The following is a 13,929-nucleotide window of genomic DNA, read 5'->3' as shown; positions in this document are numbered from 1 at the left end:
TCACTCCGCCCGCAGGGCCACCACCGGCTGCAGACCGGAGGCCTTGATGGCGGGATACATGCCGAAGATCACGCCCAGCACCACCGAGAACAGGAAGGCTCCCATGGTGATGAAGGGGCTGGGCAGCATGGCCGTCTCGTTCAGCAGCAGCTTTCCGGCCACCAGAGTGCCCACGCAGCCGATGCCGATGCCGATGAGGCCGCCGATGGAGCAGATCACCGCCGCCTCGATCAAAAACTGGGTGATGATGCTCTTGCGCTCGGCGCCGATGGCCTTGCGGATGCCGATCTCCCGGGTGCGCTCGGTCACGGTGACCAGCATGATGTTCATGATGCCGATGCCGCCCACCAGCAGCGAGATGCCGGCGATGGCCCCCAGCACCAGGGCCTGCATGGTGTTCTGGTTTTTGATGTCCTGGGCAGAGCTGTTGTTGCTCTGGACATAATAGTCGCCCCGGTCGCTGTGGCCGTCGGCATTTTTGGGGAACAGTCCGGCCAGATAGGCATCCAGCAGAGTCATGGCCTCGGTGGTGGCGGAGGCGCTTTTGGCCTTGACCACATAGCTGCTGATGGTGCTGTTCTGGTTCATGGTGCGGTTGAAGGTGTAGGGCAGGACGATGATGTTGTCCATCTCCGGCCAGCCGTCCAACGACATGGGCTGGTAATAGCCCACCACCAGGAAGGGTCGGCCGTTGATGTTGATGGTCTCACCCACCGGGTCGGTGTAGTCGAACAGGGCGGTCTTGGCCCCGGCCCCCAGCACGCACACGGCGTTGGTCTTTTCAATGTCCAAAAAGGACATCTCCCGGCCCCCGGCCAGGGTATAGTTGTTGCACACCCCGTATTGGTCCGAGCCAAGTTTGATGTGCATGGCCTTCTCCCAGTCGTAGTTGCCGTTGCTGTAGTCGTTGACCGCCAGGGTCTTGGCCCCGTACTGCACGGTGGCCTTGTTGCCCAGCTCCACGTCGGGGGTGATGCCGTCCACCAGATTGCTCAGGGACAGGCAGTAGTCATACAGCTTTTGGGAGGTCTCGTTGTTGGTGTCGTAGTAGGAGTAGGCGGAGACGTTGATCTTGTTGTTGCCCATCTTCTCGAAATACTCCATGTTTTTCTTGTTCTGCCCCTGGACCACCGAGACCATGATGACCACGCTGGCCACGCCGATGATGATACCCAGCATGGTGAGGAAGGAGCGGGTCTTTTTCATGGCGATGGACTTTAGGGCCATGGTGAATGCCTGCCAGATGTTCATGCCCAATCCACCTCCTGGGGGTGATCGGCAATGATCTTGCCGTCTGACAGCCGCACCACCCGGCGGGCGGTGGCGGCGATGCCGTCGTCGTGGGTGATGAGCAGGATGGTGGTGCCCTCCCGGTACAGCTCCCGGAGGATCTCCAGCACATGCCGCCCGGTTTTAGAGTCCAGGGCGCCGGTGGGCTCGTCGGCCATAATGATGGGGGGGTGGGTGGCAATGGCCCGGGCGATGGCCACCCGCTGCTGCTGGCCGCCGGACATCTGACTGGGCCGGTGGTGGGCCCGGTCGTCCATGCCCACCCGGGCCAGGGCCTCCATGGCGATGTCCTCCCGGTCCCACACCGAGACGCCCTGGTAGATGAGGGGCAGGGTCACGTTCTCCAGAGCGTCCAGCTCCTGGATCAGGTTATAGCCCTGGAAGATGAAGCCGATCTCCTTGTTGCGGATGTGGGCCAGCTGCTTGTCAGACAGGGAGGTCACATCCACCCCGTTTAAGTGATACTCCCCATAGGTGGGGATATCCAGACAGCCCAGCACGTTCATCAGCGTGGACTTGCCCGAGCCGGACTGGCCCACAATGGCCACGAATTCCCCGCGGTCAATGTCCAGAGACACCCCGTCCAGGGCCCGGACCTCGCTCTCCTGGCCCTCGTTATAGATCTTATAGATATCTTTGATGTCAATGAGCATGGCGCGCCCCCTTTACCAGCTGCTGCCGGACTCGGTGACGGTGTAGTTCACAAAGACCGTGTCCCCGTCCTCCAGGCCGGAGGTGATCTCCACGTTCTGGGCATCGGACAGGCCGGTGGATACGATGACAGGGTAATAGCCATCCTTCTCGCTGGGGTACTCCCGCTTCTCCCCGGGCATGGGGTCGGGCAGGTCCAGCTCAGGCACGTCGTCGGGGCGCTCGTCCCGCTGGACAAAGACCACAGACTGGCGGTTGCCGTCCAGATCGCTGACGTATTTCACCGCACTGGTGGGCACCAGGATACAGTTGTCCGACTGGCTGGTGACGAAGGAGTACTGCAGATAGGCCCCATCGATCAGGCTGCCGTCCGGGTTGTCCACCGTGAGCACCACGGGATAGTTGGTCATGCCCTGGCCGCTCTCCGCCTTGCTCATGTCGATGGAGGTGACCAGGCCCTGATAAGTGGCATCGTTCCAGGTCAGGTCTACATAGCTGCCCGGCTTGATGTAAGAGATGTTCCGGTCATCCACCGTGATGGTGACCAGCATGGTGGTGTTGTTGGAGATGATGATGACGGTGTCGCCGCTTTTCACGTCCTGCCCCTCCACCAGGCTGCAGGAGGTGACGGTGCCGTCGATGGGGGCGGTGGCGTGGAAGTTGGCCAGGGCCTTGACCGCCTCGTCCAGCTTCTTCTGGGCCTGGTCCAGCTGCTCCTGCTTGGCCCGGATATCGGTGTCCAGGGTGGAGGAGCCCAGGGTGAGGATGGCCTCCCCGGCAGACACGTTGGCATAGTTGCGCAGATTGCCGATGGCGGTGACGGGGCCGTTGGCCTTGCACTCGATGGTGCGGCTCTCGTAATACTCGGTCTTGCCGTTCTGATAGGGGTAGATCTTGCTGCCGTCGGCGGCGGTGAGCACGGCGGCGGCGTCCATCCCGGCGGTCAGGGTGCCCGGGTTATCAAAGGCGATGACCGCCTCGAAGTGGACGGCCCCCTCGGGGGAGATGTAGCTCACCTTGTGGATGTCGTCCACATAGCCGCTGAAGTCGCCCATCACGGCGGGGACGGACACGGTGACGGCCTGGCCCTTTTTGACGCTGTTCTCATAGGCGTAGCTGAAGTACAGTGTCAGCTTCAGCTTTTTGTCGTTGACAATGGTGGCCACCGGGGTGCCCTTGGACACGTCCTGGTCGGTCTGGAAGTCCTTTACGTCCATCAGCTTGCCGGAGAAGGGGGCCCGGACGGTGAGGTTGGACACGTCCTTTTGCAGGTCGGCCATGTCCTTTTGCAGGTCGGTGAGGGCCTTCCGGGCGTTATTGACCTCGTCCTCGGCGGCCTGGCTGTAGATGGTGTACAGGGGCTGCCCCGCCGTCACCGTGTCGCCGCCGGCCACCAGCACCTCCTGCACGGTGCCGCTCTGGGTCAGGGTGATGGCCGCCGACTCCTTGGCCTTGGCGGTGCCGCTGCCGGACACGGTGCTCTGGATGCTGCCGATGGAGGCGGGCTGGGCGTAAATTTCTCCCAGGTCGCCGCTACCGGAATTCAAAAAGCGGTGCAGGGCAAAGCCGCCGCCCAGACATACCGCTGCGGCCACGGCCAGGGCGATCAGCCGCTTGGCCATTTTCTTCTTCTGTGCCCCCTTCTTTTTCAACGGGGGCTTGCCCTGGGCCGGAGCCGGAGCGGGAGCCGGGGCCTGGGGCTGGACGGTGGTCATCTCTGCCATAGTAAATATCCTCCTTCAACAGTCCTGCACATATGTAACCGCAGGGCGGTGTGGTCATTTCCTTTGCGGGGGCGGTGCTCGTCCCCCAGCTTCATTATATTCGTTCTCCGCCGCCCGGAACAACTACAAAGCGATTACAAAAGTTTAAGATATTCTTAAGATGCTCCTGTAACCGTCAGGGCGGTTTTGCGCTTCACTGAAATAGACGAACGAGAGCAGGAAAATGTTGCAGGCTTTTCGTGTTTTTTTTTCAAAAAACAGCCCTGAGAGAAAACGGATCACCGCGTCGCTTGCGCTCCTGGCAATGACATGGATGTCAGCTTCCCCGCCGAAGGAGGGACCAGCAGCCCTGTTTTCTGTCATTGCGAGGAGGGGCAAAGTCCCGACGTGGCAATCCGTTTGAAATAGTTACTTCTTCTCCATATGCGCTGCGGCGGATTTCATCATCAGGCGCTTGGTGCCCACCTGGTCGAAGGCGATCTCCAGCAGGGCGTCGCCGCCCATCTTCTGGATGGACAGGATCACGCCCTTGCCAAAGGCCTTGTGGCGCACGGTATCGCCTTTTTTGAAGGAGGCGGCAGGGGCAGGGGCGGGAGCGGGCCGGCCGGCGGGCTTTTGTCCGCTGCCGTTCATGGCCCGGACAAAGCCGCCGCCATAGCCGGCTGTGCCGGCGCTGCGGCCCTGGGCGCTGTGTCCGGCGGGGGCGGGGCGGTCATAGCCGCCGTAGCCCGAGTCCCGGCTGGGGATGCCGCCGCCCCAGCTGTCGCTGTCCCAGCGGTTGGCCCGCCCGGTGCGTTCCAGCAGCTCCTGGGGGATCTCCTCCACAAAGCGGGAGGGGCGGTTGTTGCTGGTGCGGCCAAACAGCATCCGCTGCTGGGCGCAGGTGAGATAGAGCTTCTCTTTGGCCCGGGTCATGGCCACATAGCACAGCCGGCGCTCCTCCTCCATCTCGTCCGTCTCGCCGATGGCCCGGATGCCGGGGAAGATGCCCTCCTCGGCCCCCACCAGAAAGACCACGGGGAACTCCAGCCCCTTGGCCGAGTGCATGGTCATCATCACCACGCAGTCCTCCTCGTCCTGGCGGTCCAGATCGGTGTACAGGGCGATCTCGTCCAGAAAGCCCGCCAGGGAAGGCTCGTCCCCCGCCCCGTCCAGATAGCCCCGGATGGAGGTGAGCAGCTCCCGGATGTTCTCCAGCCGTCCCCGGTCCTCCACGGTGTTCTTAGTCTCCAGCATGACGGCATAGCCGGTGCGGATCATCAGCTCCTCATAGAACTGGTCCAGGGGCAGCTCCCCGGCCAGGGCGGCCAGCTCCCCCATGAGATTGGTAAAGGCGGCCAGCTTGCCCGCCGAGCGCTCCAGCTCCGGGTACAGGCGGGCGTTGTCGATGACGGCATAGAGGGAGGTCTCCTCCCGCCGGGCGATGGTCTGGGCGGTCTCGATGGTCTTGGCTCCGATGCCCCGGGGCGGGTTGTTGATGATGCGGGTCAGGCGCAGGTCGTCCTCCGGGTTGTTCAGCACCGCCAGATAGGCCACCATGTCCTTCACCTCCGCCCGGTCAAAAAACCGGGTGCCGCCGATGATGCGATAGGGGATGCCGTTTTTCTTGCAGGCGTTCTCCATCTGGTTGGACTGGGCGTTCATGCGGTAGAGAATGGCGTGGTCCTTCCACCGGCGGCCCTGGCTGTAGTCCTCCAGAATGCGGGCGGCCACATACTGGGCCTCGTCGTTCTCGTTCATGGCGGTGTACAGGGTCAGCTGATCCCCGTCCCCGGCCTTGGTCCACAGCTCCTTGCCCTTGCGGCCTTGGTTGTTGCGGATGACGGCGTTGGAGGCCTCCAGAATGTGCCGGGTGGAGCGGTAGTTCTCCTCCAGCCGGATCACCCGGCAGCCCTGATACTGCTGCTCAAAGGACAGGATATTCTCGATGGTGGCCCCCCGGAAGCGATAGATGGACTGGTCGTCGTCGCCCACCACGCAGAAATTCTGATACCCCCCCGCCAGCAGGGAGGCCAGCAGATATTGCAGATGGTTGGTGTCCTGATACTCGTCAATGAGCACATAGCGGAACTTTTTCTGATAGAATTCCCGCACGTCCTCAAACTGCTGGAGCAGGCGGACGGTGTGGAGGATGATGTCGTCGAAATCTAAGGCGTTGGCCTCCCACAGGCGGCGCTGATACTCCATGTAGATGTTGGCGATCTTGGTCAGGCGGAAGTCCCCGCTGGCCTTGCACTGGGCCAGATACTCGTCGGCCAGGAGCATGGCATCCTTGGCCCGGGAGATGTAGCCCAGCACGGACCGGGGCGGGAACTGCTTGTCATCCATGTTCAGGTGCTTCATGGACTCCTTGATGACCCGCAGGGAGTCGTCGGAGTCGTAGATGGTAAAGGAGGAGGCAAAGCCCAGCTTCTCGATGTCCCGGCGCAAAATACGCACACAGGCGGAGTGGAAGGTGGAGGCCCACACGTCCTCCCCGGCGGGGCCCAGCATCCGGGTCAGGCGGTCCTTCAGCTCTCCGGCGGCCTTGTTGGTAAAGGTGATGGCCAGGATGGTCCAGGGCTGGGCGGGGTCTAGGCAGCACAGCCGCTCCCGCCGCTCCCGGTCCTCCTGGGACAGCTCCGCCCCCTGGGCGCAGCCCTCCAGAAAGGCCAGGTCGTCGGGGGTGACCCACTGGGGGACCTCCGGGCTGTCAGAGCCCCGGCCATAGCGCATCAGGTTGGCGATGCGGTTGATGAGCACGGTGGTCTTTCCGCTGCCCGCCCCGGCCAGCAGCAGCAGGGGGCCCTGGGTGGTGAGCACCGCCTCCTGCTGCTGGGCGTTCAGCCGGTAAAAGTCCCGGGCGATGGCCCGTCGGCGGGCGGCGGCGAATCGAATTTCCTGTTCGTGGTCAAGCATGATGTCACGTTCCGTTCTGTATCAAAATAGCGCTCGGCCCACAGAAAGGGCCGGGCAGAAGAGTCTGGATGGTCAGGTGCTTAGTTTATCATGGGGAAAGAAAAATAGCAAGTTGGACAGAGTTAGGAGTGATGAGATAGGAGTTAGGAGTTAGGAGTTAGGAGTTAGGAGTGATGAGATAGGAGTTAGGAGTTGAGAGAAACTCATCACTCATCTCTCCTAACTCCTAACTTCTGACTCAAAACTGGCATAGAATGTGCTGCAAGAGCCATTCTGAATAGAGGGGGGAGCGCATATGGCGCAGCAGGAGAGCGGCTGGGTGCTGGAACAGCATCCCGACCCGGAGACCTTTCGCCGGGTGTGGGCCAGGGTGATGCCGGACGGGGAGGGCAGTCCCATCGCCCTGGAACCGGAACCGTCGGAGCGGACCGAACAACAGGAGAGCCTGCCGGAGGAGCATTCTGGCCCGGAGCGGGAACCGGGGGCCAGCTTAGAGATGCTGATAGACCGGACCCGGGCGGCGTTTGAAAGCGCCCAAAATCTGGTCCGCCGGGCGGGGCGGTACGGCCAGAGCATAGGGGCGGTGGCCGCAGAGGACCGGACGGCCCTGCGCCGGTTAAGTGCCGCCTATTACCTGGAGACGGGGCGGGACTATCGTTCCAACAGGCCGCCCCAAAGCCCGGAGCCCCTGGCCCTGGCCCCCGCCCTGCGGCGGCAGTATCAGCGGGAGGAGGAGCTGGAGGGGCTGTGTGTGAACCAAATGAAACAATCAGCGGGCACCCAGGCCGAACTGCTGGAGGAGCTGTCCCTCCAGTTCCGCCGCCACTGCCGCACCCTCCGCCAGACCCTGGAGCGCATGGAGCCGGACCGGCTGGGTTGACTTTATGGGGGCAGTTCCGTTACACTTAAGATGAAAAAGGAGGCATATCTATGTCCCAACGCAGGACCCTGACCTATCCCTCCGCCGACGGGCGGCATACGATCCGGGCGGTGGAGTGGCTGCCGGATGGAACGCCCCGTGGGGTGCTCCAGATCGTCCACGGCATTGCCGAGCACATGGGACGCTATGCCCACGTGGCGGAGTTTTTCACCCGGCGGGGCTATGTGGTGTGCGGCGAGGACCACCTGGGCCACGGGGCAACGGTGACAGACGGAAAATACGGCTTTTTCGCCCCGGAGGGCGGCTGGGACCTGGTCGTCCGGGACGTGTACGCCCTGCGGCGGCTGGAGGGGGAGCGGTGGCCCGACTTGCCCTATGTGCTGCTGGGGCACTCCATGGGGTCCTTTTTGGCCCGGACCTGTCTCATCCGCTGGCCGGGGACGGTGGATGCCGCCGTGCTGTCGGGCACGGGGCAGGAGCGGGCGGCCCTGGTGGCTTTTGGCCGGGGGGTCTCCGGCCTGCTGTGCCGGTGGCGGGGGCCGGACTATGTGAGCCCCCTGGTCTATGCCCTGTCCCTGGGGGCCTATAACGCCCGGGTCCACCCCGCTCCGGGTCAGGGGGACTGGACCACCCGGGACTCTGAGATGGCGGCGGGACGGAAGCAGGACCCCCTATGTAACTTTCGCCCCACCGTGTCCATGTTCCGGGATATGCTGGGGGGCATCGCCTGGATCGGCCGGGAGGAGAACGTCCGGCGCATGGACGGAGATATGCCCATCTATCTCTTTTCCGGGGACCGTGACCCTGTGGGGGACATGGGGGCGGGGGTGCGCCGGGTGGCGGCGCTGTTTCGCCGCTGCAGCTGCCGGGATGTGACGGTGCGGCTTTACCCCGGCGGGCGGCACGAGATGCTCAACGAGCCGGAGCGGGAGCAGGTGATGGAGGAACTGGCCGTCTGGCTGGCTGACCGACTGGCCAAACCTTAATTATTTTTTAACATAATTGCAACTTCTGCCGCCGACTGGTATAATGGTCCAAAACGATCAAAGGGGGAGAGAGCCGTGAGAGAGAACAAGGGCGCTCTCCCGCCCTGGCTGGGGGCGGCATTGGCCGTCGTCCTGCTCTACGGGGGGATGGAGGCCCTGGGCATCACCTGCCCCATCCGGCTTTTCACCGGGATCTCCTGCGCCGGGTGCGGCATGTCCCGGGCCTGGCTGGCCCTGCTGCGGGGGGATATTTCGGCGGCCTGGGGCTATCACCCCCTGTTCTGGACACCCGTTCTGGCGGCGGGACTGTTTCTGTTCCGGCGGCATATCCCCCGGCGGGTGCTGCGGGGAGCGGTGTGGGCCGGGGCGGCCCTGTTCCTGGTGGTGTACGCCCTGCGTATGGCCGACCCGGGGGACAGCATCGTCACCTTCGCCCCCCAGACAGGCCTTTTGTTTCGTGTTGTGTTTGGAGCATAGAAAGAGAAAACAGAGAGAAAAGGAGAGAAACAATATGTATTGCAAGCATTGCGGCCGAGAGATCGGCGACGGCCAGCGGTTCTGCAGCTATTGCGGGGCCAGACAGCAGGAGAATGGGCCGGATCAGGTCCCGCCCCAGCCCGACGGGACGACTGCCACACAGACCGGGAACTATCGCTATGACGCGCCCCCGCCCTCCGGCGGCGCACCTGTCACCGGCGGCAACGCCCTGCTGACCATCTTTGCTATTCTGTGCGCCGTGGTCTATGGTGTCCGGGCCATTGGCCGCTTCTTCGGCGCAGTCGGTGTCCTGCTGGGCGGCTATTGCTACGGAGCCACAGTCCTGACCCATGTGCTGCTGCCCATGATCCAGTCCGGGGCCTATATGTGCATGTGCCTGCTGCTGCTGGCCATGGCCCTGAAGAGCACCCGGGAAAACCGGGAGGCCTATTTCCTGGGCGTGTCCTGTCTGTCCCTGGCCACGCTGGCGGTGCTGGCCATTCGGGCGCTGATGATGGTGCTCATCGACGGGCTGGTCTATGGCTGGCATTGGAGCTGGGGCGGATTCGTCACGTCCGTGCTGGGCCTGGCCGTCACCGTGGGCGGACTGTGGGTGCTGATGTACTTAGACGGCCAGCGGGCTCTGGTGGGCAAGAGCGCCGACCAGCTGCGCCAGCTGGGCTATGACCTGTCCGACGCCATCAAGGAGCTGCGCTTCACCGGCGGCGGCCGGAGCGCCTGCGGCCAGGAGGGCACCCGGCCGCAGGATCAGTCCGCTTCCGCCAACTACGGTGCCGGGGTCAACTGGACACGCCCGGTGACCGAGGACCGGAACTTTGTCCTCTATGTGGTGCTGACCATCATCACCTGCGGCATCTATGGCCTGGTGTTCCTGTATTCCATGATCCAGGATGTGAACACCGTGTGCGACGGGGATGGGGAGCACACCCGGGGCCTGCTGGGTCTCATTCTGCTCAGCCTGGTCACCTGCGGCATCTACTCCTTCTACTGGTATTACTGCCTGGGCAACCGGCTGGCGAACAACGCCTCCCGGTATGGCATGAGCTTTCAGGAAAACGGCACCACCGTTCTGCTGTGGCTGGTCATCGGCTCCCTGCTGTGTGGTCTGGGCACCTGGGTGGCCACCTATATCATCATCAAAAACTGCAATCAGCTGTGTGCAGCCTATAACCGGGCCCACGGGATCTGAGCGCAGCGACAAAAATCGTCGTATCCGGGTTGGGATACGACGATTTTTTTTACAGCTCAAAGACAAAGTCCCGCCGGGGCAGCTTGTCCCAGGCAAAATAGGGCAGCAGCTGCGCCGGGGTGATGGGGGCGTATTCCGGGATGAGTCCGGCGGCCAGGGCAAGACGGCCCACCAGCTGCGGGGCAGTGAAGCGCTCCTTCAGCTGGGACAGCTCCTGATCCCGGTCCCGCTTGGCCAGGCGGCGGCCGTCGGGGGAGAGGAGCAGGGGCACATGGCCATACTCCGGGTGGGGCAGGCCCAGCTCCTTTTGCAGCCACAGCTGCCGGGGGGCGGAGTCCAGCAGATCGCTGCCCCGCACCACCTGGGTGACCCCCTGAAAGGCATCGTCCACCACCACCGCCAGCTGATAGGCGTACACCCCGTCCGAGCGGCGGAGGATAAAGTCCCCGCACTCCGCCGCCAGGTTTTGGGCACAGTCCCCTTGGAGCTTATCCCGGAAGGAGACCGTCTCCTCCGGGACCTGAATGCGCCAGGCGGGGACACGCCGGGCGGACAGAGCGGCCCGCGCCTCCGGGGCCAGATGGCGGCAGCGGCCGGAGTATAGGGCCGCCCCGTCCGACCGGTGGGGAGCGGAGGCGGCCAGCCGCTGGGCCCGGGTGCAGAAGCAGGGATAGACCAGCCCCCGCTCCTCCAGGGCATGAAAGGCGGCGGCATAGGCCTGGGTGCGCCGGCTTTGATAGATGGGCTGGCCGTCCCAGTCCAGGCCCAGCCAGTCCAAGTCCCCCATGACCTGGTCGCAGAATTCCGGGCGGCAGCGGTCGGGGTCTAAGTCCTCCAGCCGCAGGACCATGCCGCCCCCCACGCTGCGGGCGGCCAGCCAGGCCAGCAGACAGGACCACAGGTTGCCCAGGTGCATCCGCCCGCTGGGACTGGGGGCAAAGCGGCCCCGGACGGGGGAGACGGAAGCGGCGGGGGCGCTCACAGCAGGTCACGCCGGGCCTGGTTTAAAAACTCCATGTCCTGATCATCCAGGGCGTGGAGACCGGCGGCGTCCTCCATATGGTGGGTGAATTCGTGGGCCACAGTGGCGAAGATCTCGTCCTTCCAGGTCTCCTCGTCCCCATCAGGGAACAGGGCGGCGAAGGAGCCGTAGTACAGCACGATATAGCGGCCCAGCAGGTCGTGGCAGTACTCCCCCAGGATGTACATCTGGCCGTGGGGGAAGTCGGGGTCGGGCAGGGCCTGCTCCTCCAGCTGTACGCCCCCGTCCAGGGCGGCAAAGAAGGGGGCGGGGAACTGCTGGACGATCTCCTCCAGCCAGTCGCCCATCTGTTCATAGCTTGGGATCATGAATATTCCTCCTCAAACGTGCGGAAGATCAGGGTGTCAGATCGGCCCGGCGGCGGAGCAGGGACAGGGGCGGGGCCTGACAGGGCAGATCCAGCTGAAAGACCATCTGGGGCTTGCGCACCTGGTCCAGGCGTTCGCCGTCCTCGTCCCACAGGGCCTTCACGGTGACGGGACAGGGCCGCAGGCCGGGGCCCACCAGCTCCAGCTGATCCCCCACCGAGAACTTGTTGTTCAGGGTGAGCACCGCCCGGCCGTCGGGGGTGCAGGAGCGGACCTTGGCCACGATCTGCCAGTCCCGGATATAGCGGGAATCTTCGGTGAACTGCCCCGGCTGGCCGAAGTAGAAGCCGGTGGAGTAGTGCCGGTGGCTGATGTGCTCCACCTCGTCCCGCCACACCGGGTCCAGGGGCTGCCCGGCCAGGGCGGCGTCGATGGCGTGGCGATAGGCCCCGGTGACGATGGCGGCATAGTAGGCCGACTTGGCCCGGCCCTCCAGTTTCAACGAGTCCAGCCCCGCATCCATCAGCTGGGCCACGTGGTCGATGGTGCACATATCCCGGGAGTTCATGATGTAGGTGCCCTTCTCGTCCTCGTACACGGGGAAATATTCCCCGGGGCGCTTCTCCTCCATCAGGGCGTATTGATACCGGCAGGGCTGGGCGCAGGCCCCCCGGTTGGAGTCCCGGCCCGTCATATAGTTGGACAGCAGGCACCGGCCGGAGTAGCTCACGCACATGGCCCCGTGGGCAAAGGCCTCCAGCTCCAGCTCCGGGGGCGTTTTGGCACGGATCTCCCGGATCTCGTCCAGGGACAGCTCCCGGGCCAGGATCACCCGGTCGGCCCCCAGGTCGTGCCAGGCACGGGCCGTCTCATAGTTGACGATGCTGGCCTGGGTGGAGATGTGCCGCTGGACATGGGGGGCGTATTTCCCCGCCAGGGCCATCACGCCCACGTCGGCCAGGATGACGGCGTCCACCCCCACCTGGTCCAGATAGGTCAGCCACTCGGGCAGACGGGCCACCTCGTCGTTGCGGGGCATGGTGTTGCAGGTGACATGGACCCGAACGCCCTTTTTGTGACACAGGTCCACCGCCCGCTTCAGCTCTTCCGGGGTGAAGTTTCCGGCGAAGGAGCGCATTCCGAAGGCGGTGCCCGCCAGATAGACGGCATCGGCCCCATAGGCCACCGCCATCTCCAGCCGCTCCATGTCCCCGGCGGGGGCGAGCAGTTCGATTTTTTTCTCACGCATGTGTTTCTCTCCTGTTTGATGATGGAAGCATCCCCGCCCCCGAGGCGGGAGCGGGGATAAGATCAGTTATACCGGGTCTGGGTGCGCAGGAAGCGCTGCTGCGCGTCCAGGGTCTTGAAGAAGCTGTGGGTGTTGTCGTCGCCCAGGGCGTAGTAGAAATAGCCGGTCTTTTCCGGGTCCAGGGCGGCCTTGATGGCATCAAGACCCGGGTTTGCGATGGGAGCGGGGGGCAGCCCCTTATAGAGATAGGTGTTGTAGGGGGAGTCAATGGCCTTGTCCGCCTCGGTGGGGACCTTGCCGCCGTTGAGGAAGGCCAGAGTAGCGTCGATCTGCAGATAGCCCATGGTCCCGGAGCTGGGATTGTTCAGGCGGTTATAGATGACAGAGGCGATCTTGCCCCGGTCGGTGCCGTCGGTCTCCCGCTCCACCAGGGAGGCGATGGTCAGGATCTCCCGGATGGAATAGCCGCTGTCGGTCACCTTCTGCCGCAGGTCGTCGGTGTACTTCTCGTCGAAGTTCACCAGCATCTTGTTGATGGCATACACCGCATTGTGAGGGGTGTTGAACTGATAGGTGTCCGGGTAGAGAAAGCCCTCCAGCCGCTCGGCATCGCCCAGGGGGATGTCCTGCAGGAAGGAGAAGGCGTAGTCATGCTCGGCGGCGGCCTGAGTCAGCTCCTCCACCGTGGCCACCTTGTTGTCCTCCAGCAGCTGGAAGATCTGGGTGACGGTATAGCCCTCTGGGATGGTGATGGTGATCTCCGCCTTGGTGGAGGAGTTCACGCTCATGCCGGAGAGCAGGGCGCGATAGTCCATGTCGGTGTTCAGGGTATAGGTCCCCGGGGAGACCTTGGCCTTGCCTCCGGTGACAGAGGCAAACAGCTTGAACAGGCCCTTATACTCGATGAGCCCCTCTTTTTTCAGCCGGTCCGCCACCTGGTTAAAGCTGTCCTCTTTGTCCACGGTGATGGTGACCTCTTTTTCCGGCTTGTTCAGGGCCAGCACGTCGTTGGCGGCGATCCAGCACACGCAGGCCAGCAGAATGGACACGCCGATGACGGCCACCGCATACAGCACGCCGGAGCTGGCGGAAAAGCTGCGGGAGTGTCTTCGCCGGCCGGAACTGCGGGAGCTCTGACCGTTTTCAGAATGGTCTGACGGGGCGCGGGGGCTTCTTCTTTCCTGTGCCATAGGGTCCTCCTTGATCAAGTTTGC

At 63.7% G+C, this 13,929-nt stretch carries 12 protein-coding genes; 4 read left to right on the top strand and 8 right to left on the bottom strand.

All coding sequences use genetic code 11. The annotated features are described in order from the left end of the window. The 4 genes from H8S55_RS00765 to H8S55_RS00745 all read right to left on the bottom strand — a co-directional run bounded on the left by H8S55_RS00765 (position 1) and on the right by H8S55_RS00745 (position 6,563). Positions 1-1,251 (bottom strand): ABC transporter permease, encoded by a 1,251-nt coding sequence (locus H8S55_RS00765; RefSeq protein ID WP_186877401.1) that lies wholly within the window; start codon positions 1,249-1,251, stop codon positions 1-3. Then, positions 1,248-1,943 carry an ABC transporter ATP-binding protein gene (locus tag H8S55_RS00760; RefSeq protein ID WP_147561471.1) on the bottom strand — a complete coding sequence of 232 codons (696 nt, stop codon included), beginning with the start codon at positions 1,941-1,943 and terminating at the stop codon, positions 1,248-1,250. The genes H8S55_RS00765 and H8S55_RS00760 overlap by 4 nt, the downstream gene beginning before the upstream one ends. A gap of 12 nt (positions 1,944-1,955) precedes the next feature. Next, a complete protein-coding gene (locus H8S55_RS00755) occupies positions 1,956-3,665 on the bottom strand; it encodes an efflux RND transporter periplasmic adaptor subunit (RefSeq protein WP_186877400.1) in 1,710 nt (569 codons plus the stop codon). Between the two features lie 408 nt (positions 3,666-4,073). Next, positions 4,074-6,563, bottom strand: a complete 2,490-nt coding sequence (locus H8S55_RS00745; RefSeq protein ID WP_186877398.1) for an ATP-dependent helicase — start codon at positions 6,561-6,563, stop codon at positions 4,074-4,076. Positions 6,564-6,858: 295 nt separating this feature from the next. Here H8S55_RS00745 and H8S55_RS00740 point away from each other — a divergent pair, with 295 nt between their 5' ends. The 4 genes from H8S55_RS00740 to H8S55_RS00725 all read left to right on the top strand — a co-directional run bounded on the left by H8S55_RS00740 (position 6,859) and on the right by H8S55_RS00725 (position 10,116). Then, on the top strand, positions 6,859-7,443 hold the full coding sequence (locus H8S55_RS00740; RefSeq protein WP_186877397.1) for a hypothetical protein: 585 nt from the start codon (positions 6,859-6,861) through the stop codon (positions 7,441-7,443). Positions 7,444-7,493: 50 nt separating this feature from the next. Next, complete coding sequence (locus H8S55_RS00735; protein WP_186877396.1) at positions 7,494-8,429, top strand: alpha/beta fold hydrolase; 936 nt, start codon at positions 7,494-7,496, stop codon at positions 8,427-8,429. 75 nt (positions 8,430-8,504) lie between these two features. Continuing rightward, positions 8,505-8,906 carry a DUF2752 domain-containing protein gene (locus H8S55_RS00730; RefSeq protein ID WP_207721654.1) on the top strand — a complete coding sequence of 134 codons (402 nt, stop codon included), beginning with the start codon at positions 8,505-8,507 and terminating at the stop codon, positions 8,904-8,906. Between the two features lie 34 nt (positions 8,907-8,940). Then, positions 8,941-10,116 (top strand): DUF4234 domain-containing protein, encoded by a 1,176-nt coding sequence (locus H8S55_RS00725; RefSeq protein WP_186877395.1) that lies wholly within the window; start codon positions 8,941-8,943, stop codon positions 10,114-10,116. 49 nt (positions 10,117-10,165) lie between these two features. Here H8S55_RS00725 and gluQRS read toward each other — a convergent pair whose 3' ends face one another. The 4 genes from gluQRS to mltG all read right to left on the bottom strand — a co-directional run bounded on the left by gluQRS (position 10,166) and on the right by mltG (position 13,905). Further along, a complete protein-coding gene (gene gluQRS / locus H8S55_RS00720; RefSeq protein ID WP_227144358.1) occupies positions 10,166-11,098 on the bottom strand; it encodes a tRNA glutamyl-Q(34) synthetase GluQRS in 933 nt (310 codons plus the stop codon). Beyond that, positions 11,095-11,466: a metallopeptidase family protein gene (locus H8S55_RS00715; protein WP_147561480.1), complete on the bottom strand. Its 372-nt coding sequence runs from the start codon at positions 11,464-11,466 to the stop codon at positions 11,095-11,097. Before H8S55_RS00715 ends, gluQRS begins: the two co-directional genes overlap by 4 nt. A gap of 28 nt (positions 11,467-11,494) precedes the next feature. Further along, positions 11,495-12,715 (bottom strand): peptidase U32 family protein, encoded by a 1,221-nt coding sequence (locus H8S55_RS00710; RefSeq protein ID WP_147561481.1) that lies wholly within the window; start codon positions 12,713-12,715, stop codon positions 11,495-11,497. Positions 12,716-12,777: 62 nt separating this feature from the next. Further along, positions 12,778-13,905, bottom strand: coding sequence for an endolytic transglycosylase MltG (gene mltG / locus H8S55_RS00705; RefSeq protein WP_186877394.1), 1,128 nt, complete (start codon positions 13,903-13,905; stop codon positions 12,778-12,780). Between the last annotated feature and the right edge of the window lie 24 nt (positions 13,906-13,929).

Source organism: Flintibacter faecis (genome assembly GCF_014287875.1).
Taxonomy (GTDB): Bacteria; Bacillota; Clostridia; order Oscillospirales; family Oscillospiraceae; genus Lawsonibacter; species Lawsonibacter faecis_A.
The sequence above is the reverse complement of the archived record's forward strand: the minus strand, read 5'-3'. Positions and strand labels throughout refer to the sequence as shown.

Coding starts and splice junctions, on each gene's coding strand:
- H8S55_RS00765 (WP_186877401.1), bottom strand. CDS start 1,251: ATGAACATCTGGCAGGCATTCACCATGGCCCTAAAGTCCATCGCCATG.
- H8S55_RS00760 (WP_147561471.1), bottom strand. CDS start 1,943: ATGCTCATTGACATCAAAGATATCTATAAGATCTATAACGAGGGCCAG.
- H8S55_RS00755 (WP_186877400.1), bottom strand. CDS start 3,665: ATGGCAGAGATGACCACCGTCCAGCCCCAGGCCCCGGCTCCCGCTCCG.
- H8S55_RS00745 (WP_186877398.1), bottom strand. CDS start 6,563: ATGCTTGACCACGAACAGGAAATTCGATTCGCCGCCGCCCGCCGACGG.
- H8S55_RS00740 (WP_186877397.1), top strand. CDS start 6,859: ATGGCGCAGCAGGAGAGCGGCTGGGTGCTGGAACAGCATCCCGACCCG.
- H8S55_RS00735 (WP_186877396.1), top strand. CDS start 7,494: ATGTCCCAACGCAGGACCCTGACCTATCCCTCCGCCGACGGGCGGCAT.
- H8S55_RS00725 (WP_186877395.1), top strand. CDS start 8,941: ATGTATTGCAAGCATTGCGGCCGAGAGATCGGCGACGGCCAGCGGTTC.
- H8S55_RS00715 (WP_147561480.1), bottom strand. CDS start 11,466: ATGATCCCAAGCTATGAACAGATGGGCGACTGGCTGGAGGAGATCGTC.
- H8S55_RS00710 (WP_147561481.1), bottom strand. CDS start 12,715: ATGCGTGAGAAAAAAATCGAACTGCTCGCCCCCGCCGGGGACATGGAG.
- mltG (WP_186877394.1), bottom strand. CDS start 13,905: ATGGCACAGGAAAGAAGAAGCCCCCGCGCCCCGTCAGACCATTCTGAA.